The sequence below is a fragment of the Streptomyces sp. NPDC044033 genome (assembly GCF_056434425.1).
This window is the reverse complement of sequence record NZ_JBWKFF010000008.1, coordinates 11,601-33,985: the sequence shown is the minus strand read 5'-3', so window position 1 is coordinate 33,985 and position 22,385 is coordinate 11,601. Positions and strand designations below refer to the sequence as shown.

The window sequence follows — 22,385 nt, the reverse complement described above, 5'->3', positions numbered from 1 at the left end:
GAAGGAGCCGAGGTGTCCATGGAGGACGTGCTGCGTCCGCTCATCGTGATCGGCGGATCGATCGCCGTCACCCTGCTGGTCGGCTGGGCGGCCGACCTGGTGGTGCGCCGGATCGACGCGCGCCATCCCGAGACCCCGCTGTGGGACCTGCTGCGCCGCTGCCGGCTGCCGCTCCAGCTGGTGCTGTGCGCGGCCATGCTCCGCGGCAGTTACACATCCGTGCGGTTCAAGCTGGTCGAGGAGCACGACGCGGGCATCGGCCAGACCCTGTCCCTGGTGCTGATCGCCGCCGTCGCCTGGCTGACGGTGCGCTGCGCCGCGGCCATAGTGGAGTCGACGTACGCCCGTTACGCCGCGAACGCCCACGACCGGGCCCGGGTCCGCCGGGTCCGTACGCAGGTGACGCTGATCCAGCGGATCGTGACCGCGGTCGTCGCCGTGGTGACGGTGGCGGCGATGCTGCTGACCTTCCCGGCGATGAAGACGGTGGGGACCTCGATGCTGGCCTCGGCCGGGGTGATCGGCATCGTCGCCGGTGTCGCCGCCCAGTCGACGCTCGGCAACCTCTTCGCCGGGCTCCAGATCGCCTTCGGCGACATGGTGCGGATCGGCGACACGGTGGTGGTCGACGGCGAGTGGGGCACGGTCGAGGAGATCACCCTCACCTACCTGGTGGTGACCACCTGGGACGAGCGCCGGATCACCATGCCCGTGTCGTACTTCACCAGCAAGCCGTTCGAGAACTGGACGCGCGGCAACCCCCGGATGACCGGCACGGTCTTCTTCCACCTCGACCACGCCACGCCGATCGACCTCATGCGCGAGCGGCTGCACGAGATCCTCATGAAGTGCGCCGAGTGGGACCGCCGCGCCTGGAGCCTGGTGATCACCGACACCACCCCCTCCACGATCCAGGTGCGGGCGCTGGTCACCGCGAAGGACTCGGACGACATCTGGACGCTCCGCTGCGTGGTACGCGAGCAGTTGGTGGAGTGGCTGCGCCGCGAGCACCCGTACGCGCTGCCGCGGATCAACACGGCGCACGCGCCGGGCCTGCGGGAGGCGCCCGACCGACCGCAGACGCCGCCCAGGGCCGAGGACATCGGCCCGGGCCCCGGCACCGCCTGATCGAGATCTCGGGGCCGGCCGGGAGCCCGGCTCCCCACCCGGCTTCGGGTGGGGAGCCGGGCTCGGACCACACCGCTTCGGATCAGCGCGGCGGGCCCGTCACCACTCCGCCTCGGATCAGCGCGGGCCCGTCACCGCACCGCCTCCGATCAGCGCGGGCCCGTCACCACTCCGCCTCAGATCAGCGCAGGCTCCGCACATCGAGGTGGCGCAGCACCCGGTCGACGATCTCCGGGTCGGCGCCGACCTCGCTGCGGGCGGAGAGCACCTCGTGCCGGGCGGCCGACAGCATCTCGTTCTGGATGCGCTGCACGGTGCGGATGCGCTTGACGCGCTGGGCGTGCGCCTCCCGGCGCTCGTCGTCGACCATGTCGGGGCTGATCCGCGCGCCGACGTCGTACGCGCGCCGGTTCAGCTGCTCGGCGAGGTCCTCGGGCAGTTCCTCGACCGCCTGAATCTCCTTGAGCCTGCTCTTGGCGGCCTTGGCGGCCCGGATCGCGAGCTGACGTTCCGTCTCCCGTTCGGCGTTGGTGTCGGCCTTCACCCCGAGCTTCCGCACCAGCCAGGGCAGGGTCAGCCCCTGGACGACGAGGGTGGCCATGATGACGGCGAAGGCGATGAAGAGGATCTCGTCGCGGCCGGGGAAGTCGGAGCCGTCGTCCACGGTGAGGGGGATGGCGAGGGCCAGCGCCACGGAGGCGACGCCGCGCATCCCGGACCACCACATGACCACGGTCTCGCGCCAGGTCATCGGGATCTCTTCCTCGACGTCCCGGTGGCGGTGCATCTTGCGGGCGAGCCAGGCCGCGGGCAGCAGCCACAGCAGCCGTACGCCGATCACGACGCCGATCACCGCGCCGCCGGCCGCGAGCATCTCGCCCCAGCGGCCGGAGGCCGTGCCGAAGACATTGTGGAGTTCGAGGCCGATGAGGCCGAAGGCGACTCCGGTGACGAGAGTGTCGACGATCTCCCAGAAGGTGTGGCCGGCCAGCCGGCCCAGCACGTCGTCGGCGTCCACCGCGTGCTCGGCGAGGAAGAGCGCGGTGGTGAGCACCGCCAGCACTCCCGAGCCGGCGAACTCCTCGGCCAGTACGTAGGCGACGAACGGCACCAGCAGGGTCAGGCCGATCTGGAGGGTGGCGTCGCCGAGCAGGCCCATCAGCTTGTTGGCGGCCCAGCCCAGCACCAGGCCCACCGCTATGGCGACCACGGCGGAGAGCACCAGCGCGCCGATGGCGTGCGGGAAGGAGAAGGAGCCGGTGACGGCGGCGGCGATGGCCACGTGGTACAGCACGATCGCGGTGACGTCGTTGAAGAGCCCCTCGCCCTCCAGGATGGAGACCAGGCGGCGCGGCAGCCCGAGCGACCCGGCCACGGCGGTCGCGGCGACCGGGTCGGGCGGGGCGACCAGCGCGCCGAGCGCGACGGCCGCGGCGAGCGGCAGACCGGGCACGACGGCGTTGGCGACGACGGCGACCGCGGCGGTCGTCACGAAGACCAGCGCCACCGCGAGCAGGAAGATCGGCCGCAGATTGGCCGCGAACTGCCGCCAGGACGTGCGCTGCACCGAGGCGTAGAGCAGCGGCGGCAGTACCAGCGGCAGGATGTACTCGGGCGGCACATCGACGTTCGGCACGAACGGCAGCAGCGCGAGGACGATCCCGCCCAGGGTCATCAGCACCGGCGACGGCAGTCCCAGCCGGTCGCCGAGCGGCACCATGACCACGGCCCCGAGTAGCAGTACGAACAGCAGGGCTAGCTGGTCCACGACGTATACGCTCCGGGGTCGGTCCGACGATCAACCCCTCCAGCCTGCCATGACCGGTCACACAAACCGCCCAACGCGGCATTGATCACATATCGCCGCGCCCCGGAATACCCGGAGGCCCCGGAAGGCGGACCCCCGGAATACCGGGGTGACACAGCGTCAGGAGCTCTCCGCCCGCACGATGTCCAGTGCGCGCTGGAGGTCCTCGGGGTACGCGCTCTCGAACTCCACCCAGCTCCCGTCGCCGGGGTGCTCGAAGCCGAGCCGCATCGCGTGCAGCCACTGCCGGGTGAGCCCCAGCCGCTTCCCGAGCGTCGGATCGGCGCCGTAGGTGGTGTCGCCGACGCACGGGTGCCGGTGCGCCGACATGTGCACGCGGATCTGGTGCGTACGGCCGGTCTCCAGCTTGACGTCGAGGAGGCTGGCGGCCCGGAACGCCTCGATGAGGTCGTAGTGCGTCACGGACGGCTTGCCCTCGGCCGTCACCGCCCACTTGTAGTCGTGGTTCGGGTGGCGCCCGATGGGGGCGTCGATGGTGCCGCTCATCGGGTCCGGGTGGCCCTGCACCAGCGCGTGGTAGCGCTTGTCGACCGTACGCTCCCGGAACTGCTGCTTGAGCAGGGTGTAGGCGCGCTCGGACTTGGCGACGACCATCAGCCCCGAGGTGCCCACGTCGAGGCGGTGCACGATGCCCTGGCGCTCGGCCGCCCCCGAGGTCGAGATGCGGTAGCCGGCGGCGGCGAGCCCGCCGATGACGGTGGTGCCGGTCCAGCCGGGGCTCGGGTGCGCGGCCACGCCGACCGGCTTGACGATCACCACGATGTCGTCGTCGTCGTGCACGATCTCCATGCCCTCGACGGGTTCGGCGACGATCTGCACCGGCGCCGGGGCGCCGGGCATCTCGACCTCCAGCCAGGCGCCGCCGGTCACCCGGTCGGACTTGCCGGCCACCGCGCCGTCGAGCTGAACCTTTCCCTCGGCGGCGAGCTCGGCCGCCTTGGTCCGCGAAAAGCCGAACATGCGGGCGATGGCGGCGTCCACGCGCTCGCCTTCTAGGCCATCGGGTACGGGCAGGGTGCGGATCTCGGGAATCGTGCTCACCCGTCGAGTATGCAGGACGGCGGGGGGCCGTCCGTACGCCCGTACGCGGCGTCAGTCCTTGTGCACCGTGCCGTCGGGGTCGAGACCGCGGAAGGAGAGGATCACGATCAGGATGCCGCCGCAGACGATCGCCGAGTCACCGAGGTTGAAGACCGCGAAGTGCGCCGGCGCGATCCAGTCGACGACGCCGCCCTGGAGGCCGCCGGGTGTGCGGAACACCCGGTCGGTGAGGTTGCCGAGCGCCCCGCCGAGCAGCAGGCCCAGCGCGATGGCCCACGGCACGCTGTAGAGCTTGCGGGCGAGGCGCGCGATCACCACGATCACGATCACCGCGATGCAGGTGAAGACGATGGTCATGGCCTCGCCGAAGCTGAAGGCCGCGCCGCGGTTGCGGATCACCTGAAGCTGCAGCCAGGTGCCGATCAGCTGAACCGGATCGTGGTGCTCCAGCTTGGCCACCACGACCAGCTTGCTGACCAGGTCCAGGAGGTAGACCAAGGGGGCGACCAGCAGCAGCACCCCGATACGCCGCTTCCCCTTGGGCGGTTCCACCTCCTGCGAGGCGCCGTCCCCTTCGGCCTCTCCCGGCGTACCGGTGGTCTGCTCCGCCTCTGTCACCTGAGTCCCTCGACGTCATCCCGCCCGCCGCTCACCACCGCCCGGTCCGACGGTGCTGCCCGGCAGCGCGGCGCACTCCTGCGTTGGCTGGGCGCCGGGCGCCCCCGCCCGGCTGAGGATGAGCGTACGGCACGCCGCCGCGGGCCGTTCAGCGGCGTTCCTGCCGCTGTTTGCACTCCACACACAGCATGGCTCGGGGGAATGCCTGCATCCGGGCCTTGCCGATCGGTTTGCCGCAGTTCTCGCAGATCCCGTACGTGCCGGCGTCGAGCCGCTCCAGGGCGCGCTCGGTCTGCTCCAGCATCTCGCGGGCGTTCCCGGCGAGCGCCAGCTCGTGCTCGCGCGTGATGTTCTTGGTGCCGGTGTCGGCCTGGTCGTCCCCCGCGCCGTCGCCGGAGTCGCGCATCAGCCCGGCGATGGCCTCTTCGGAGGCGATCAGCTCGGCGCGCAGCCGCAGCACCTCGCTCCGGAGCTCGTCGCGCGCCTCGGCCACCTCCGCCGGCGACCAGGGGTCCTCGCCCGGCCGTACGGCCAGCTCCCCGGGCTCGGCGGCGGCCGTACGGGCCCCCGGTACCGTCGTCGAGGCCGCTGTCGTGGCCTTGGCAGCCCGTTCCCCACCCGTGGTCTTCTTCGCAGCCACCGTCTTGGCTCCCGTCGTCTTCTTCGCGGGCACCGCCTGCTCGGCTGGTGCGGCCCTCTTGGCTGTGGTCTCGCCTGTGGTATCTGCTGCGCTGTTCTCCGCGTCGGCCTTCCCGGCCGTGCCCTTCCCGGCTGCGGCGCTCTTGGCCACGGTCTTCTTCGCCGTGCTCTTCTTCGCCGCGGCTTTCTTGGCCACGGCCTTCTTCGCCACGGTCTTCTTAGCCGCCGCTTTCCCCGTCGCGGTCTTCTTCGCCGCGGGCTTCCCCCCGGTTTCCTCGGCCGCCGCCCGCGGGGCCGACGCCTCCTCCGCGTGCTTCTTGAGGGGTTGCTCCGCGGGCTGCTCAGCGACCAGGGCGGCCTTCTTCGCCGTCGCTGCCGCCGCCTCGCCGGCCGGCGCAGTCTTCCTCGCGGCGGTCTTCTTCGCCACCATGGCCGCGACCCCTTCACATTTTGTGATCTTGCGCGCGAATCGTGCCGGAACGATAAATCGACTCCGGGCGCGCGGCAACGGGGCACGCCGCCGGATTCGCCCCGGCTTGCCCGCGAGGCAGACCGGTCTCATCGGTTGTGCCCAGCCCATGGCCCGGTAATCCGGCGGTACGGACGTCGCGGCGGAGCGCGCCCGCCCGGCGGTATGAGGAGCGCGCCGGGCGTATCGGCATTCGGGTCAACCCAGGACCGGCCCGTACCTCAGCCGACGCAGGGCGGCGGCCGCCGCTCCGGCCCGCGGCGGGAAACGGGTCGGCGGCTGTCGGTACGGGCCCGTACACTGGCCGCAGCGAAAGGCGTGGAAGGGACGAGTAGCGCCGCACGCAGCCAAGAGCGACCCGGGGACGGTGCGAGCCCGGGGGTGTGCGCGACGTGAAGATCACCCCGGAGCCGCCGGAAGAACGCCCGCCCCGGCGGGCCAGTAGACCCGGCCTCGCGAACCCCAATGAGGGGGCCTCGGGCACGGCCCGCGGCCAAGGAGGGTGGTACCGCGGGAGCGCATCAGGCTCTCGTCCCTCCGACGGACAGCGAAACGACGTTCCGCCGGAGGAAGAACTTGATGATGCCGTCGCCGCAGTACCGGCAGGTGCCCGCCCAGGTCGACCTGCCCGCCCTTGAGCACGCCGTGCTCGACTACTGGCGCGAGAACAAGATCTTCGACCGCACCCTCGCCCAGTCCGAGGGGCGCCCCGAGTGGGTCTTCTACGAGGGCCCGCCGACCGCCAACGGCATGCCGGGCGCGCACCACATCGAGGCCCGCGTCTTCAAGGACGTCTTCCCCCGCTTCCGCACCATGCAGGGCTACCACGTCGGCCGCAAGGCGGGCTGGGACTGCCACGGCCTGCCGGTGGAGCTGGCCGTCGAGAAGGAACTGGGCTTCAACGGCAAGAAGGACATCGAGGCGTTCGGCATCGCGGAGTTCAACGCGAAGTGCCGCGAGTCGGTGACCCGGCACACCGACGCCTTCGCCGAACTGACCACGCGCATGGGCTACTGGGCCGACCTCGACAACGCCTACCGCACCATGGACCCGGACTATGTGCAGTCCGTGTGGTGGTCGCTCAAGGAGATCTTCAACAAGGGGCTGCTGGTCCAGGACCACCGGGTCGCCCCCTGGTGCCCGCGCTGCGGCACCGGCCTCTCGGACCACGAGCTGGCCCAGGGGTACGAGACCGTCGTCGACCCGTCGGTCTTCGTCCGCCTCCCGCTGACCTCCGGGCCGCTGGCGGGCGGGGCCTCGCTGCTCATCTGGACGACCACCCCCTGGACCCTGGTCTCCAACACCGCCGTCGCCGCCCACCCCGACGTCCGCTACGTCGTGGCGACCGACGGCGAGGAGCGGCTCGTCGTCGCCGAGCCGCTGCTGGAGAAGGCGCTCGGCGAGGGCTGGGAGGCCACCGGGGAGGCGTTCACCGGCCGGGAGATGGAGCGCTGGGCCTACTCCCGCCCGTTCCCGCTCGTCGAGCTGGCCGACGCCAACTTCGTCGTCAACGCCGAGTACGTGACCACCGAGGACGGCACCGGCCTCGTCCACCAGGCCCCGGCCTTCGGTGAGGACGACCTCAAGACCTGCCGCGCGTACGGCCTGCCGGTCGTCAACCCGGTCCGCCCCGACGGCACCTTCGAGGAGGGGCTGCCGCTCGTCGGCGGCCAGTTCTTCAAGAAGGCCGACGAGGCGCTGGTCGAGGACCTGCGGGAGCGCGGCCTGCTCTTCAGGCACGTGCCGTACGAGCACAGCTACCCGCACTGCTGGCGCTGCCACACGGCGCTGCTCTACTACGCGCAGCCGTCCTGGTACATCCGCACCACCGCCGTCAAGGACCGGCTGCTCGCCGAGAACGAGGCGACCAACTGGTTCCCGGACTCGGTCAAGCACGGCCGCTACGGCGACTGGCTGAACAACAACATCGACTGGGCGCTGTCCCGCAACCGCTACTGGGGCACCCCGCTGCCCATCTGGCGCTGCGAGGAGGGCCACCTCACCTGCGTCGGCTCGCTCGCCGAGCTGACCGAGCTGACCGGCGCCGACCAGTCGGGGCTGGACCCGCACCGCCCGTACATCGACGCGGTCGCCTTCGGCTGCACCGCCGAGGGCTGCGCCCTGGAGGCCACCCGGGTCCCCGAGGTCATCGACGCCTGGTACGACTCGGGGTCGATGCCGTTCGCGCAGTGGGGCTATCCGTACAAGAACAAGGACCTCTTCGAGAAGCGGTACCCGGCGCAGTTCATCTCCGAGGCCATCGACCAGACCCGCGGCTGGTTCTACACGCTGATGGCGGTCGGCACCCTGGTCTTCGACAAGTCCAGTTACGAGAACGTGGTCTGCCTGGGCCACATCCTCGCCGAGGACGGCCGGAAGATGTCCAAGCACCTGGGCAACATCCTCCAGCCGATCCCGCTGATGGACCAGCACGGCGCGGACGCGGTCCGCTGGTTCATGGCGGCCGGCGGCTCCCCGTGGGCCGCGCGCCGGGTGGGGCACGCCACGATCCAGGAGGTCGTCCGCAAGACGCTCCTCACGTACTGGAACACGGTCGCCTTCCAGGCGCTGTACGCCCGTACGTCCTCCTGGGCGCCGTCCGCCGCCGACCCGGCCCCGGCCGACCGGCCGCTGCTGGACCGCTGGCTGCTCGGCGAGTTGAACGCGCTGGTCGATCAGGTCACGGTGGCGCTGGAGTCCTTCGACACCCAGCGCGCCGGCAAGCTGCTGTCCTCGTTCGTGGACGATCTGTCCAACTGGTACGTGCGCCGCTCCCGCCGCCGCTTCTGGCAGGGCGACCCGGCCGCGCTGCGCACGCTGCACGAGACCGTGGAGACGGTCACCCGGCTCATGGCACCGCTCACCCCCTTCATCACCGAGCGGGTGTGGCAGGACCTCGTCGTCCCGGTGACGCCGGACGCGCCCGAGTCGGTGCACCTGTCCAGCTGGCCGGTGGCGGACGAGAAGCTGATCGACCCGACGCTCTCCGAGCGGATGCTGCTGGTGCGCCGGCTGGTCGAGCTGGGCCGCGCGACCCGCGCGGAGTCCGGCGTGAAGACGCGTCAGCCGCTGTCGCGGGCCCTGGTCGCGGCGTCGGGCTTCGAGGCCCTGTCGGACGAGCTGCGCGCCCAGATCACGGAGGAGCTGAACGTCTCCTCGCTGGCCTCGCTCACTGATTCCTCCTCCGGTCGAGGCGGCGGCGGTTCGCTCGTCGACACCACGGCCAAGGCCAACTTCCGCGCGCTGGGCAGGCGGTTCGGCAAGGGCGTCCAGGCGGTGGCGAAGGCCGTCGCCGAGGCGGACGCCGCCGCGCTGTCGCTGGCCCTGCGCGAGGGCACGGCAGCGGTGGAGGTCGACGGCGAGCGGGTGGCGCTCGCCCCGGACGAGGTCATCATCACCGAGACGCCGCGCGAGGGCTGGTCGGTGGCGTCCGACGCGGGCGCCACGGTCGCCCTCGACCTGGAGATCACCCCGGAACTGCGCCGCGCGGGCCTGGCCCGTGACGCGATCCGGCTGATCCAGGAGGCCCGCAAGAACAGCGGCCTGGACGTCGCCGACCGGATCACGGTCCGCTGGGACGCGGCGAACGCCGAGACGTCGGAGGCGCTGGCCGAGCACGCCGGGCTGATCTCCGACGAGGTACTGGCCGAGGAGTTCGTACGGGCGGAGGCCGATGCCTCCTTCGGCGAGCCGTTCACGGACGAGGGCCTGGCCCTGACCTTCCGGCTGCGCAAGGTGTAACCGGGAGCACGGCAAGCGGTGGCCGGGCGGGCTCGAACTCCGAGCCCGCCCGGCTTTTTGACGCCTTGAGGCACGCGCGTTCTCGCTGCTCGCCTGCCCCGCGCACGCCCTGCTCCGGCGGTGTGAGCCTGTGTCGTACCCCTGGTCGCGCGCGCCACGCCTGGCACGCAGGCTGATCCGGCCGGGGAGATGACACGGCTCCGGGGAACAGCGAAACGGGCCGGGCCCCTGGGATGTCCCAGGGGCCCGGCCCGTAGATCCGCCGACGGCTACGCGCTGAGCGCGGCCCGTTCGGTCAGTTGTCGTCCTCGTCGATCAGGAAGCCCCGCATCGGCGACGGCGCCTGCTGCATCGGCTGCTGGCCCTGCGGCCGGACCGGTGCCATCGGCTGGGTCATCGCCGGGGACATCTGCTGCTGGCCGCCGTAGGACGGAGCACCGCTGGAGGGGCCGCCGTGGCCGCCCATGGACGGGTTGCCGCCCATGGAGTGCGAGCCCATGCCCGCACCGGCGCCCGCCATCGAGGGGGACGGCGGCAGCGAGGCGGTCGCCGGGGTCCGCGGCGGGGCCAGCGAGTCGTCGGCCTGGTTCTCCAACTGGCGCAGCTGGCTCTCCAGGTAGGACTTGAGCCGGGTGCGGTACTCGCGCTCGAAGCCGCGCAGGTCCTCGACCTTGCGCTCCAGCGTGGCGCGAGCGGACTCCAGCGAGCCCATCGCGACGCGGTGCTTCTCCTGCGCGTCCCGCTCCAGGGCGTCGGCCTTGGCGCGGGCGTCCCGCTCCAGACCCTCGGCGCGGCTGCGCGCCTCACCGACGATCTTGTTGGCCTCGGACCGGGCCTCCGCGATGGCCTGATCGGCCGTCTGCTGCGCGAGCGAGAGCACGCGGGCAGCGCTGTCGCCGCCCGGGCCCTGGCCCTGCTGCGGCAGCTGGGGGCCGGGGCCGCCCATCGGACCGTTCTGGCCCATGCCGTTCGGGCCCATGCCGTTCTGGCCCATCGGACCGTTCTGGCCCATGGGCCCGCCGAGCGGGCCGCCCATCGGACCGTTCTGCCCCATCGGGCCGGGTCCGTGCGGGCCCTGCGGGCCGGGCCCATGGCCGCCGGGGCCGGGCGGCAACTGCGGGGCTCCGCCGGTCAGCTGAGGGGGGCCGCCCATCTGCTGCTGCTGCTGCTGTTGCTGTTGTTGCTGCTGCTGTTGCTGCTGTGGCGGCACAGGCTGCGGACCGGATATGGCGGCGGGCACGGGTGCGCCGGGCCGCTGATCCTGCGGCTCCTGCTGCTTGCGCATACCCTGCTGCTGGTTCTGCGCGGCGGCGCGGGTGGCCGCGGCCAGCTTGGCCCGCAGGTCCTCGTTCTCGCGGAGCAGGCGGGTCAGTTCGGCTTCGACCTCATCGAGGAAGGCATCGACCTCGTCCTCGTCATAGCCTTCTCGGAGGCGGACGGTCGTGAACTGCTTGTTCCGCACGTCCTCGGGGGTCAACGGCATCTCTTCTTCACCTCAACGTAGTCGTCGGCAATCGGCAAGACCGTATCGTTCACAGCCGGCTCACGACGGTGATCAGGATGTAGACGATGATCATCAGTACGAAGAAGGACAGGTCGAGCGCCACGCCCCCGAGACGCAGCGGCGGAATGAACCGCCGCAGAAGCTTGAGTGGCGGATCAGTGACAGTGTAGGTGGCCTCCAGAACGACCACCATCGCCTTGCCGGGTTGCCATGAGCGGGCGAACTGGAAGACGTAGTCCATCACCAGCCGGAAGATCAGCACGATGAGGAAGCAATACAGCGCGATGTAGATCACCTGCAGTGCGATGCTCATCTCGCGCGTCCCTCTCCCCTTGCTCGTACTCGGCCAGTTGGCCGTTACTCACGGTGTTGCCTGGTGTTGCGTCTCAGCTCTGGTTGAAGAACCCGCCCTCTGCGATGCGGGCCTTGTCCTCCGCCGTGACATCGACGTTAGCAGGAGACAGCAGGAACACCTTCTGCGTCACCCGCTCGATGCTGCCGTGCAGTCCGAAGACCAACCCCGCGGCAAAGTCGACAAGTCGCTTCGCGTCCGTGTCGTCCATCTCCGTCAGGTTCATGATCACCGGAGTGCCCTCACGGAAGTGTTCCCCGATGGTACGGGCCTCGTTGTAGGTCCGCGGGTGCAGTGTGGTGATGCGGTACGGCTCCCGCTCGGACACAACCTTGGGCATGATCACCGGTGCGTTCTTCTCCAGAGACTGACGTTCGGGTGTGATGGACGCCACGGGGGCGATTCGCGCGGGTCGTCCGCTTTCCGCTACGAGCGGAGCAGCCTCACGCTGCGCCGGCGGGTGCGCGACTCGCACCGGTTCGTCCTGTTGCGTCTGTTGGGGCTGGTGTTGCCTTCGAGCCCGATCGGGCTCCGGCTCGGGTTCGAACTCGTCATCGGGGTCGAACCCCGGGCCGTCGTACCCATCGTCCTCCACGAGGCCGAGGTAGACCGCCATCTTGCGCATCGCGCCGGCCATGCTCCGCATCCTCCGCTCTGTGGTGGATCGGCTCCGTCACCGGTCGCCCTGGATCCACTCGGCCTGCCCGCCTTTTGGCGGAAATGACCATATTTTGTGCTGTGGTCCGACCTGCTTGGCGACGTTACCTGAGCCTGGGTCGGACTCCGAGTACCGCAGTGCCGACGCGTACATGTGTCGCCCCCGCCGCCACTGCGTCCTCAAGGTCCGCGCTCATACCTGCCGACACCATGTTCGCAGCCGGATGAGATACGCGCAGGCCCGTTGAGATTTCCCTCAACCGCTCGAACGCCGCGCGCTGCCTGCCGGCATACGTTCCGGCCAGCGGAGCGACCGTCATGACCCCGTCCAGCCGGAGCCCTTCGGCCCCCGCTATGGCATCGGCCAGCGCCTCGACACCATCCGGTGCCACCCCGCCGCGTTCCCCGCGCTCGCCCGCCCCCGCGTCGAGGGCCACCTGGACGAGCGCGCCGAGCTCCCGGCCGGCCCGCACCGCCGCCGCGGAGAGCGCCGTGACCAGCTTGACCCGGTCGACGGACTGCACCACATCGGCGTAACTCACCACAGACCGTACCTTGTTCGTCTGCAATTGACCCACAAAGTGCCAGTTGAGGGGCAGATCGACAGATTCCGCGGCCTTGGGTGCGGCGTCCTGGTCGCGGTTCTCCGCGACATGACGCACCCCCAGCTCCGCGAGCAGCCGTACATCGCTCGCGGGGTAGGTCTTGGTGACCACGATGAGGGTCACTTCTTCACGCTTGCGGCCGACAGCGGCACAGGCGGCGGAGATACGTTCCTCCACCTGCGCCAGGTTCTCGGCCAGTTGATTCCTACGATCCGTCACAGCTCAGCCGTCCAACCAGACATAGCTCGCGAGCCGCCCGGTCGTGCGCTCGCGCCGGTAGGAGAAGTGGTTCGCCGACTCCAACGTACAGACGTTCGACCGAACGCTGATGTCGACGCCGAGACGGGCGAGTTGAGCACGTACGCCCGCCGTCACATCCACGGCCGGGGTCGACCACGAGGTGGTGGACCACGCCTCGGGCACGGCCTCTGCCACCTCGTCGCGCATCGCCTCCGGCACCTCGTAGCAGCGGCCGCACACCGCGGGCCCGAGGTGGCCGACGATCCGCGCGGGCTCCGCGCCCTGCCGGACCATCTCGTCCACGAGCGCGGGCACCACCCCGGCCACCAGCCCCGGCCGCCCCGCGTGCGCGGCGCCCGCGACCCCGGCGTAGGGGTCGGCGAGCAGCACCGGAGCGCAGTCGGCGGTGAGGACCGCGAGGGCGAGGGAGCGACGGGTGGTCACCACCGCGTCCACCGCCGGGGGTTCGGAGCTCCTCCACGGGCCGTCGACCACGGCCACGTCGCGGCCGTGCACCTGCCGCATCCAGACGACCGCCGCCGGGTCGAGGCCCAGCGCGCCGGCCACGAGTCCGCGGTTGGCACCTACGGCCGCGGGGTCGTCGCCGACCGCGCCGCCGAGGTTGAGCGTGTCATACGGAGCGGCGCTCACCCCGCCCCACCGGTCGGTGAAAGCGAAGTGCGCGCCGCTGTCGTCGTGCTGTTGCCCTATCACTTCAGGCAGTTCACTTGAGGAAGTCGGGAACGTCCAGTTCCTCGGCCGTGCTGTCCTGGTACGGACGGGCCGGCGGGACCTGCGGCGAACTGATCGGGGGCGGCGGGACCTCGGAGACGGGGGTCGGGTCGGCCTGGGCCGGCTCTTCCTCGCGAGGGGACGTCACGCTGCCGAGGCCGCCGAAGGACGGGCGGGCCGGTTCGGCCGGGCGGGTCGGGGCCGGGGCGGGAGCACCCTCGTCCCGACTGCCGTAGGTGGAGCCGAGCACCTTCTCTCGATTGCCCTTGGGCGGCGGCTGGCCGCCGTCGAAGCCCGCCGCGATGACGGTGACGCGGACCTCGTCGCCGAGCGCGTCGTCGATGACCGCACCGAAGATGATGTTGGCCTCGGGGTGCGCGGCCTCGCTCACCAGCTGCGCGGCCTCATTGATCTCGAAGAGACCGAGGTCGCTGCCGCCGGAGATGGAGAGCAGCACCCCGCGGGCGCCGTCGATGGACGCCTCCAGCAGCGGGGAGGAGATCGCCATTTCGGCAGCGGCCACCGCGCGGTCGTCGCCGCGCGCCGATCCGATGCCCATGAGCGCCGAGCCCGCCTCGGACATGACGGACTTGACGTCCGCGAAGTCGAGGTTGATCAGGCCCGGGGTGGTGATGAGATCGGTGATGCCCTGGACGCCGGAGAGCAGTACCTGGTCCGCGGACTTGAACGCGTCGAGCACGCTCACCTGGCGGTCCGAGATCGACAGCAGCCGGTCGTTGGGGATGACGATCAGGGTGTCGACGTTCTCCCGCAGACCGGCGATGCCGTCCTCGGCCTGGTTGGCGCGTCGACGGCCCTCGAAGGTGAATGGCCGGGTGACCACACCGATCGTCAGGGCGCCCAGAGAGCGGGCGATATCGGCGACGACGGGCGCGCCGCCCGTGCCGGTGCCGCCGCCCTCACCCGCGGTGACGAAGACCATGTCGGCCCCCTTGAGGACCTCCTCGATCTCCTCGCGGTGGTCTTCGGCCGCCTTGCGGCCGACATCGGGGTTGGCGCCGGCGCCGAGGCCGCGGGTGAGCTCTCGGCCGACATCGAGCTTGACGTCGGCGTCGCTCATCAGCAGGGCCTGTGCATCGGTGTTGATCGCGATGAACTCGACGCCCTTGAGACCGACCTCGATCATCCGGTTGATGGCGTTCACGCCACCGCCGCCGATTCCGACGACCTTGATGACTGCGAGGTAGTTCTGCGGTGCTGCCACGTCGAAGGCCTCTCGCCTCGAGTTACGTATGCCTGGGGGACGGTTCTGAATGCCGACCCGAACCCTAACGTTGAAGTTTAGGGTTACCGGTGTCACTGTTCCGTGGGTTCTCCGAACAGGACACTAAGTCGACAAGTGGCGCACGTTCAATGAACACGCCGAACCTCCCGTTTTTCTTTTCACCCTATGTGATCACCCATAGCCCTAGCCAACCAGGGTGCTGGCCTGCTGCGATGTGCGTCAACTTCCGGACACCGCGGGCGAGCTGGGGGCACTTACGTCGAAATGATCCGCTCCATGGGCCGCTTTCATCAGCGCCGTGAGCGTCCTGGCCTTCTCCGCCCCCCGCTCGCCGCTCCCCCACACGACCTCCCGATCGCCCGTCAGCTCCAGGGTGATGGAGTCATATGAGCGTACGCGGATGGTCCGGGTCTCCTTGTGCACCCCGGCGGGCAGCTCGGCCGCCACCCGGACGGCCTCCTCGCGGAGCCGGTCCGCGCCGAATCTCCGCAGGCTCGACGCGGCCGGACCGGTGGCCTTCTCGGGTTCCACCGCCAGAAATGGGACACCTCGCGGCGGCTTGTCCACTGTGGCGAAACGCACGCCCCCCGCATCGACTTCGACGTACTTCGCACCCTTCTTGATGAGCGCTTCCGGCCGCCGCTCGGTCACTTTCAGGCCGATTCCATGCGGCCAGGACCGTACGACGTCCACGGTGTCGATGCGCGGCAGCTTCGTCCGCAGCCGCGCCGCGATGGCGTCCGTGTCCACGGCCACGAGGGGCGTGCCGAGCGGGACGAGCGCCGCGTCGCGCACCTCGCTCCGCGTCAGGGCCCCGACCCCGCTGACCTTCACCTCCGTCGCGCGCAGCCAGCTGGAGCCGTACAGCACCCAGATCGCGGCGCCGCCCACCAACACGACGGCGAAAGCGGAGACGATCAGGGTGCGGCGGTTCGGCAGTCGCCCGCCGGGCCCGGCCGGGCCGGACCCCGACGACTTCCGCTTCGGCCTCGATCCCGGTTTGAACCCCAGCTTCGCCTGAAGACGAAGCTTTGACTTACCGCTCCTCGAGTCACCGCGCTGAGCGGTCGTCGGTCCGGCCACGCTCCCCTAGCCTCCTGCTCCCGCGGGCCGTTCAGCCCGCTCTGCGTGCGGCGATCGCCTCGTACACCATCGCGACGAGCAGCTCGTCGGCGTCCCGGCGGCCGAACTCCGCGGCGTGCCGCGACATCTCGTACAGCCGGTGCGGGTCGGCGAGCACCGGCAGGACATTGCCCTGCACCCACTCGGGGGTCAGCTCGGCGTCGTCGATCAGCAGGCCACCGCCCGCCTTGACCACCGGCTGGGCGTTGAGCCGCTGTTCGCCGTTGCCGATGGGCAGCGGTACGTACACGGCGGGCAGCCCGACGGCGGACAGCTCGGCGACGGTCATCGCGCCCGCGCGGCAGAGCATCATGTCGGCCGCGGCGTACGCGAGGTCCATCCGGTCTACGTACGGTACCGGGATATAGGGCGGCATACCGGGCATGTTGTCGACATACGGCAGCTCATTCTTCGGGCCGACCGCGTGCAGGATCTGAATCCCCGAGCGCTGGAGCGCCGGAGCGACCGCCTGTACGACCTCGTTCAGCCTGCGGGCGCCCTGCGAGCCGCCGGAGACCAGCAGCGTCGGCAGGTTGGGGTCGAGGCCGAAGGCGGCGCGCGCCTCGGGCCGGACCGCGCCCCGGTCGAGGGTGGCGATGGAGCGGCGCAGCGGGATGCCGACATAGCGGGCGCCGCGCAGCTTGCTGTCGGGCGTGGAGACCGCGACGGACGCCGCGTAGCGGGAGCCGATCTTGTTGGCGAGGCCGGGGCGGGCGTTGGCCTCGTGGACGATGATCGGCACACCGAGCCGCTTGGCGGCCAGATAGCCGGGCAGCGCCACATAGCCGCCGAACCCGACCACGCAGTCGGCCTTGGTCCGCTCCAGGATCTGCTCGGCCGCCTTGATGGTGCCGCGCAGCCGCCCGGGGACGGTGATCAGCTCAGGGGTCGGCTTGCGGGGCAGCGGCACGGCGGGGATCAGCCCCAGTTCATAGCCCCGCTCCGGCACGAGCCGGGTCTCCAGCCCCTTCTCCGTGCCGAGCGCCGTGATCCCCACGGTCGGGTCCTGCCTGCGCAGGGCGTCCGCGAGGGCGAGCGCGGGCTCGATGTGGCCGGCGGTCCCCCCACCGGCGAGTACGACATGCACCGAAATTCACCGCTCTCCGGACGGTCGCTTCTTGACGCGCCGTCTCATCGTCTTCATCGCCCCAGCCCGCTTCTTGCTGAAGACAGGCTGCCGCATGGCCAACGCCGCTCGCGCACCGGGCTGCTCGCGCGCGAAGGCGATCAGCAGTCCGACGGCGAACATGGTCGGCAGCAGGGCGGACCCTCCGTAGGAGAACAGCGGGAGCGGGACTCCGGCGATCGGCAGCAGACCGAGCACCGCACCGATATTGACCATGAACTGCGCCATGATCCAGGTGGTCACGCCTCCCGCGGCATACCTCACGAAGGGGTCCTCCGTGCGTCCGGCCACGCGGATACCCGCATAGCCTAGAGCCGCGAAGAGGGCGAGTACCGACAGCGTCCCCGCCAGCCCCAGTTCCTCGCCGGTGATGGCGAAGATGAAGTCCGTGTGCGGCTCGGGGAGTTCACCCCATTTTTCCACACTCGCACCCAGTCCGGATCCGAACCATCCGCCGTTGGCCAGCGCGTAGATTCCGTGCACCGCCTGCCAGCACTGGTCGTGCGGACCGGGGTCGGTCGCGCCGATGCAGGCCAGCCGGCCCATCCGGTTGGCGCTCGTCTTGATGGCGAGCAGAGCGAGGGCCCCCGCGACGCCGAGGACGCCCGCGAAGAGCCGGGTGGGGGCGCCCGCCAGCCAGAGCATGCCGAAGAGCACGGCGGTCAGGATGATCGACGTGCCCATGTCGCCGCCGAGCATGATCAGACCGAGCAGCAGGAACGCTACGGGCACCAGCGGCACCAGCAGGTGCTTCCACTGGGTGAGCAGCTTCTTGTCCTGCTTGCGGGCCAGCAGGTCGGCGCCCCACAGGACGAGGGCGAGCTTCGCGAACTCGCTGGGCTGGAGCTGGAACGGACCGCCGAGGGAGAGCCAGTTGGTGTTGCCGTTGATCGTCTGGCCTATCCCCGGCACCTGCACCAGGCAGAGCAGGAAGACGGTGCCGGCCAGCAGCGGATAGGCGAAGGCGCGGTGCAGCCGCAGCGGGGCGCGGCAGGCCACCACCATCAGCACGCCGCCGAGCACGGCCGCGATCAGCTGCTTGCGGAAGAAGAAGGTGGGCACCTGGCCGTACTGCAACGCCTTGATCTGGGAGGCCGAGTAGACCATCACCAGGCCGAGCACGATGATCAGCAGGCTGCCGCCGAGCACGAGGTAATAGGCGGTCAGCGGCCGGTCCCACGCCCGCTTGAACCGCGTGCGCAGCCCCTTGAGGCCGCCCCCCACGCTCAGGCGCGGGGCGCGCTGCCCCCCGGTGGCCGGGCTCCGGCGCCGCGGGCCGGCGGCTCTCGCGGGGCGGGGGCCCGCCCCGCCGCGCGCCGCCCCCCGCGACGCCTTGGCGGCAGGCTGGTCGGCCTTCATCTCGTATCCCCTCCAGGGTGCCCGCGCACGGTCCTCGCACGGGGACCCGCGGGCTACCGCTCGGTCGCGCCCCGGCCCGTGGCCAGTGCGCGCACCGCGTCCGCGAAGGCGTCGCCGCGCTCGTTGTAGTTGGCGAACATATCCATCGAGGCGCACGCGGGCGCCATGAGGACCGTGTCCCCCGGTCCGGCGAGCCGCGTCGCTTCCCGGACGGCCGCCGCCATCGCACCAGTGTCCGTCCGGTCGAGGTCGACAACCGGGACATCTGCGGCGTGTCGCGCGAGCGCTTCGCCGATCAGGGCGCGGTCGGCGCCCATCAGGACCACGCCGCGCAGCCTTCCCGCGGCCGCGGTGACGAGGTCGTCGAAGGTGGCGCCCTTCGCGAGGCCGCCGGCGATCCAGACGATCGGGTCGTAGGCCGCGAGCGACGCCTCGGCGGCGTGCGTGTTGGTGGCCTTGGAGTCGTCGACGTAGGCGACGCCGTCGACGTCCGCGACGTGTTCGATGCGGTGCGCGTCGGGCCGGAAGGCCCGCAGCCCGTCCCGTACGGCCGCGGGCTCGACGCCGTAGGCGCGGGCCAGGGCCGCCGCGGCGAGGGCGTTGGCGATGTTGTGCGGTGCGGGCGGGTTGACGTCCGCGACCTCGGCCAGCTCCTGCGCCTGCTGCTGACGGTTGGTCACGAAAGCCCGGTCGACGAGGATTCCGTCGACGACGCCGAGCTGGGAGGGCGCGGGCGTGCCGAGCGTGAAGCCGACGGCCCGGCAGCCCTCCACCACGTCGGCCTCGCGGACCAGCGCCTCGGTCGCCGGGTCGGCGAGGTTGTAGACGCAGGCGACCTCGTTGCCCTCGTAGATCCGGCCCTTGTCGGCGGTGTACGCGGCCATGGAGCCGTGCCAGTCGAGGTGGTCGGGGGCGAGGTTGAGAACGGTGGCGGAGTGCGCGCGTACGCTCGGCGCCCAGTGCAGCTGGTAGCTGGAGAGTTCGACGGCGAGGACGTCGTACGGCTCGTCGGAGAGGACCACGTCGACCAGCGAGACGCCGATGTTGCCGACGGCCGCGGTCCGCAGACCGGCCGCCTCCAGGATCGAGGCCAGCATGCGGACGGTGGTCGTCTTGCCGTTGGTGCCGGTGACCGCGAGCCAGGGGGCGGCGTCGGGGCCGCGCAGCCGCCAGGCCAGTTCGACGTCGCCCCAGACGGGGACGCCGGCCCGCTCGGCGGCGCCGAAGAGCGGGCTGGTGGGCTTCCAGCCGGGCGTGGTGACGACCAGCTCGGTGCCCTCGGGGAGGGTGTCGCCGTCGCCGAGGCGGACGGTGACGCCCAGCGCTTGAAGCTCCGCGGCCTGGGCGCGCTCGCGCTCGCCGTCGCCGGCGTTGACCGCCGTGACGCGGGCGCCGAGGCCGGCCAGGGCGCGGGCGGCGGGTACGCCGCTCACGCCGAGGCCGGCGACGGTGATGTGCTTGCCGTCCCAGGTCACTTGATGGCCAGCCATCCGGCGTAGAAGAGGCCGAGTCCGACGGCGACGCACAGCCCCTGGATGATCCAGAAGCGGACCACCACAAGGACTTCGCTCCACCCCTTGAGTTCGAAGTGGTGTTGGAGTGGTGCCATGCGGAAGACGCGCTTCCCGGTGAGCCGGAAGGAGCCGACCTGGATGACCACGGACATGGTGATCAGTACGAAGAGGCCGCCCAGCAGCGCGAGGAGCAGCTCCGTACGGGAGCAGATCGCGAGCCCGGCGAGCGCGCCGCCGAGCGCGAGGGAACCGGTGTCGCCCATGAAGATCTTGGCCGGTGAGGTGTTCCACCACAGGAAGCCGAAGCACGAGCCCATCAGCGCCGAGGCGACGACCGCGAGGTCGAGCGGGTCTCTGACCTCGTAGCAGGCGGCGCCCGCGGTCAGCGGGTTGGCGCAGGACTGCCCGTACTGCCAGACGCCGATGAAGACGTATGCGCCGAAGACCATCACGGAGGCGCCGGTGGCGAGGCCGTCGAGGCCGTCGGTGAGGTTCACGCCGTTCGACATCGCGAGGATCATGAACAGCGCCCAGACCGCGAAGATCACCGGGCCGATGGACCAGCCGAAGTCCTGCACGAAGGAGAGCTTGGTGGAGGCCGGGGTCGCGCCGCGGGCGTCCTGGAACTGGAGCGCCAGGACGGCGAAGGCGATGCCGATGATCAGCTGGCCCGCCATCTTCGCCCTGGCCCGCAGGCCCAGGCTCCGCTGCTTGACGATCTTGATGTAGTCGTCCAGGAAGCCCACCAGGCCCATGCCTGCCGTGAGGAACAGCACCAGCAGGCCGGAGGGGGTCGGCCCGCCCCCGGTGAAGACCTTCGTCAGCGCGTACGCGATGACCGTGGCGAGGATGAAGGCGATGCCGCCCATGGTGGGCGTGCCGCGCTTGCTGTGGTGCTCGCGCGGCCCGTCGTCGCGGATGAACTGGCCGTAGCCCTTGCGGGCGAGGAACTTGATCAGCAGCGGGGTGCCGATGAGGGTCAGCAGGAGACCGATGACGCCCGCGAAGAGGATCTGCTTCATGACCCGGCGACCTCGCCCTCGCCGGCCGTCAACGCCTCGCCCAGCCGCTCCAGCCCCACCGACCTGGACGCCTTCACCAGCACGACGTCACCCGGGCGCAACTCTCTGCGCAACAGGTCGATCGCCGCCTGCGCGTCGGACACGTGCACCGACTCCTCACCCCACGAACCCTCGTTATAAGCGCCCATTCGCAGCCAGGCCGCTTCCCTGCCGCCGACTGCCACGAGCTTGCTGACGTTGAGCCGGACGGCCAGCCGCCCGACGGCGTCGTGCTCGGCGAGCGACTCCTCGCCGAGCTCGGCCATCTGACCGAGTACGGCCCACGTACGGCCCCCCGCTGCCGAAGCGGCTCCGCCCATGGCGACGAGCGCGCGCAGTGCCGCTCGCATGGATTCGGGGTTCGCGTTGTAGGCGTCGTTGACGATCGTCACGCCGTCCGCGCGCTCGGTGACCTCCATCCGCCAGCGGGAGAGCTGGCCCGCCTCGGAGAGCGCGCTGGCGATCTCGTCTGCGGGCATGCCCAACTCATGGGCGACGGCGGCCGCGGCGAGCGCGTTCGACACGTGGTGCTCACCGTACAGCCGCATGGTCACGGGCCCGCACCCGGTGGGTGTGTGAAGCGTGAACGCGGGCCTGCCGTCGTCGGTGAGCCGGACGTCCTCGGCCCGTACGTCCGCGGTCCGCGCCTCGCCGAAGAGGACCGTACGGGCCTTGGTGCGCGCGCCCATGGCGCGCACCAGCGGGTCGTCGGCGTTGAGCACGGCGATGCCGCCCTCGGCCTCCGTCGGCAGCGCCTCGACCAGCTCGCCCTTGGCCTCGGCGATCTGCTCGCGGCCGCCGAACTCGCCGATGTGCGCGGTGCCGACGTTGAGGACGACGCCGACCCGCGGCGGGGTCAGCTCCGTCAGATAGCGGATGTGGCCGATGGACCGGGCGCCCATCTCCAGCACGAGGTGCCGGGTCGCGGCGTCGGCGCGCAGCGCGGTGAGCGGCAGGCCGATCTCGTTGTTGAACGAGCCGGGCGTCCACACCGTGGGGCCGATCCGCTCCAGGAGCTGGGCGATCAGGTCCTTGGTGCTGGTCTTGCCGACCGATCCGGTGAGCGCGACGAGCGTCGCGCCGAGGCGCCGCGTGACGGCCCGGGCGAGCGCGCCGAGGGCCGCGACGACGTCGTCGACGACGATCGACGGCACGGCCCGGCCGTCGCCCCCGAGGGGGCGGACGGCCAGCACGGCCACCGCGCCGGCGGCGACGGCGCGCTCGGCGAAGTCGTGGCCGTCCACGTGTTCGCCGGCGAAGGCGGCGAAGAGCCCGCCCGGCCGTACGTCACGGGAGTCGATCACGACCGGCCCGGTGACCCGCTGCTCCGGGTCGGGCAGATCGTACGGCCGGCCGCCGACGATGGCGGTGATCTCGGCGAGGGACAGGTCGATCACCGGGAT

General features: G+C 71.0%; 18 protein-coding genes. 2 read left to right on the top strand and 16 right to left on the bottom strand.

Annotation, left to right across the window (positions count from 1 at the left end):
* The first annotated feature begins 18 nt into the window (after window positions 1-18).
* Window positions 19-1,128, top strand: coding sequence for a mechanosensitive ion channel family protein (locus AC07AB_RS16210; protein ID WP_478567106.1), 1,110 nt, complete (start codon window positions 19-21; stop codon window positions 1,126-1,128).
* Window positions 1,129-1,309: 181 nt separating this feature from the next.
* Here AC07AB_RS16210 and AC07AB_RS16205 read toward each other — a convergent pair whose 3' ends face one another.
* From AC07AB_RS16205 to AC07AB_RS16190, 4 genes are all read right to left on the bottom strand, one after another.
* Entirely contained in the window at window positions 1,310-2,896 is a 1,587-nt protein-coding gene (locus tag AC07AB_RS16205) for a Na+/H+ antiporter (RefSeq protein ID WP_478566404.1), read from the bottom strand.
* Between the two features lie 159 nt (window positions 2,897-3,055).
* Window positions 3,056-3,997, bottom strand: coding sequence for an RluA family pseudouridine synthase (locus tag AC07AB_RS16200; RefSeq protein ID WP_478566401.1), 942 nt, complete (start codon window positions 3,995-3,997; stop codon window positions 3,056-3,058).
* Between the two features lie 51 nt (window positions 3,998-4,048).
* Window positions 4,049-4,615, bottom strand: a complete 567-nt coding sequence (lspA, locus tag AC07AB_RS16195) for a signal peptidase II (RefSeq protein ID WP_478566399.1) — start codon at window positions 4,613-4,615, stop codon at window positions 4,049-4,051.
* Window positions 4,616-4,763: 148 nt separating this feature from the next.
* Window positions 4,764-5,684, bottom strand: coding sequence for a TraR/DksA family transcriptional regulator (locus AC07AB_RS16190; RefSeq protein WP_478566396.1), 921 nt, complete (start codon window positions 5,682-5,684; stop codon window positions 4,764-4,766).
* 621 nt (window positions 5,685-6,305) lie between these two features.
* Here AC07AB_RS16190 and ileS point away from each other — a divergent pair.
* Entirely contained in the window at window positions 6,306-9,464 is a 3,159-nt protein-coding gene (gene ileS / locus AC07AB_RS16185; protein ID WP_478566393.1) for an isoleucine--tRNA ligase, read from the top strand.
* Window positions 9,465-9,759: 295 nt separating this feature from the next.
* On the opposite strand, the gene AC07AB_RS16180 is transcribed toward ileS, so the two are convergent.
* The 12 genes from AC07AB_RS16180 to AC07AB_RS16125 form a co-directional block, all read right to left on the bottom strand.
* Entirely contained in the window at window positions 9,760-10,947 is a 1,188-nt protein-coding gene (locus tag AC07AB_RS16180) for a DivIVA domain-containing protein (RefSeq protein ID WP_478566391.1), read from the bottom strand.
* Between the two features lie 49 nt (window positions 10,948-10,996).
* The gene (locus tag AC07AB_RS16175; protein WP_478566388.1) at window positions 10,997-11,281 is read right to left on the bottom strand and encodes a YggT family protein; all 285 of its coding nucleotides are present in this window, start codon (window positions 11,279-11,281) and stop codon (window positions 10,997-10,999) included.
* Window positions 11,282-11,354: 73 nt separating this feature from the next.
* Entirely contained in the window at window positions 11,355-11,957 is a 603-nt protein-coding gene (locus AC07AB_RS16170) for a cell division protein SepF (RefSeq protein WP_478566386.1), read from the bottom strand.
* Window positions 11,958-12,081: 124 nt separating this feature from the next.
* Window positions 12,082-12,801 carry a YggS family pyridoxal phosphate-dependent enzyme gene (locus tag AC07AB_RS16165; RefSeq protein ID WP_478566383.1) on the bottom strand — a complete coding sequence of 240 codons (720 nt, stop codon included), beginning with the start codon at window positions 12,799-12,801 and terminating at the stop codon, window positions 12,082-12,084.
* Window positions 12,802-12,804: 3 nt separating this feature from the next.
* Entirely contained in the window at window positions 12,805-13,536 is a 732-nt protein-coding gene (gene pgeF / locus AC07AB_RS16160) for a peptidoglycan editing factor PgeF (protein WP_478566380.1), read from the bottom strand.
* 10 nt (window positions 13,537-13,546) lie between these two features.
* Complete coding sequence (gene ftsZ / locus AC07AB_RS16155) at window positions 13,547-14,779, bottom strand: cell division protein FtsZ (RefSeq protein ID WP_478566377.1); 1,233 nt, start codon at window positions 14,777-14,779, stop codon at window positions 13,547-13,549.
* Window positions 14,780-15,019: 240 nt separating this feature from the next.
* Entirely contained in the window at window positions 15,020-15,883 is an 864-nt protein-coding gene (locus AC07AB_RS16150; protein ID WP_478566374.1) for a cell division protein FtsQ/DivIB, read from the bottom strand.
* A 31-nt stretch (window positions 15,884-15,914) separates the two neighbouring features.
* Window positions 15,915-17,009 (bottom strand): undecaprenyldiphospho-muramoylpentapeptide beta-N-acetylglucosaminyltransferase, encoded by a 1,095-nt coding sequence (gene murG, locus AC07AB_RS16145; RefSeq protein WP_478566371.1) that lies wholly within the window; start codon window positions 17,007-17,009, stop codon window positions 15,915-15,917.
* Between the two features lie 6 nt (window positions 17,010-17,015).
* Window positions 17,016-18,407 carry a putative lipid II flippase FtsW gene (gene ftsW, locus AC07AB_RS16140; protein WP_478566368.1) on the bottom strand — a complete coding sequence of 464 codons (1,392 nt, stop codon included), beginning with the start codon at window positions 18,405-18,407 and terminating at the stop codon, window positions 17,016-17,018.
* Window positions 18,408-18,460: 53 nt separating this feature from the next.
* Complete coding sequence (gene murD, locus AC07AB_RS16135; protein ID WP_478566365.1) at window positions 18,461-19,897, bottom strand: UDP-N-acetylmuramoyl-L-alanine--D-glutamate ligase; 1,437 nt, start codon at window positions 19,895-19,897, stop codon at window positions 18,461-18,463.
* The gene (gene mraY / locus AC07AB_RS16130; protein ID WP_478566362.1) at window positions 19,879-20,943 is read right to left on the bottom strand and encodes a phospho-N-acetylmuramoyl-pentapeptide-transferase; all 1,065 of its coding nucleotides are present in this window, start codon (window positions 20,941-20,943) and stop codon (window positions 19,879-19,881) included. The genes murD and mraY overlap by 19 nt, the downstream gene beginning before the upstream one ends.
* Window positions 20,940-22,379, bottom strand: coding sequence for a UDP-N-acetylmuramoyl-tripeptide--D-alanyl-D-alanine ligase (locus AC07AB_RS16125; protein ID WP_478566359.1), 1,440 nt, complete (start codon window positions 22,377-22,379; stop codon window positions 20,940-20,942). Before AC07AB_RS16125 ends, mraY begins: the two co-directional genes overlap by 4 nt.
* Window positions 22,380-22,385: the final 6 nt, after the last annotated feature.

Bases quoted from the DNA above. Each gene is read 5' to 3' on its own strand.
- murD (WP_478566365.1), bottom strand. From the start codon at position 19,897: ATGGCTGGCCATCAAGTGACCTGGGACGGCAAGCACATCACCGTCGCC.
- AC07AB_RS16190 (WP_478566396.1), bottom strand. From the start codon at position 5,684: ATGGTGGCGAAGAAGACCGCCGCGAGGAAGACTGCGCCGGCCGGCGAG.
- AC07AB_RS16175 (WP_478566388.1), bottom strand. From the start codon at position 11,281: ATGAGCATCGCACTGCAGGTGATCTACATCGCGCTGTATTGCTTCCTC.
- ftsW (WP_478566368.1), bottom strand. From the start codon at position 18,407: ATGAAGGCCGACCAGCCTGCCGCCAAGGCGTCGCGGGGGGCGGCGCGC.
- AC07AB_RS16180 (WP_478566391.1), bottom strand. From the start codon at position 10,947: ATGCCGTTGACCCCCGAGGACGTGCGGAACAAGCAGTTCACGACCGTC.
- AC07AB_RS16170 (WP_478566386.1), bottom strand. From the start codon at position 11,957: ATGGCCGGCGCGATGCGCAAGATGGCGGTCTACCTCGGCCTCGTGGAG.
- mraY (WP_478566362.1), bottom strand. From the start codon at position 20,943: ATGAAGCAGATCCTCTTCGCGGGCGTCATCGGTCTCCTGCTGACCCTC.
- ileS (WP_478566393.1), top strand. From the start codon at position 6,306: ATGCCGTCGCCGCAGTACCGGCAGGTGCCCGCCCAGGTCGACCTGCCC.
- AC07AB_RS16210 (WP_478567106.1), top strand. From the start codon at position 19: ATGGAGGACGTGCTGCGTCCGCTCATCGTGATCGGCGGATCGATCGCC.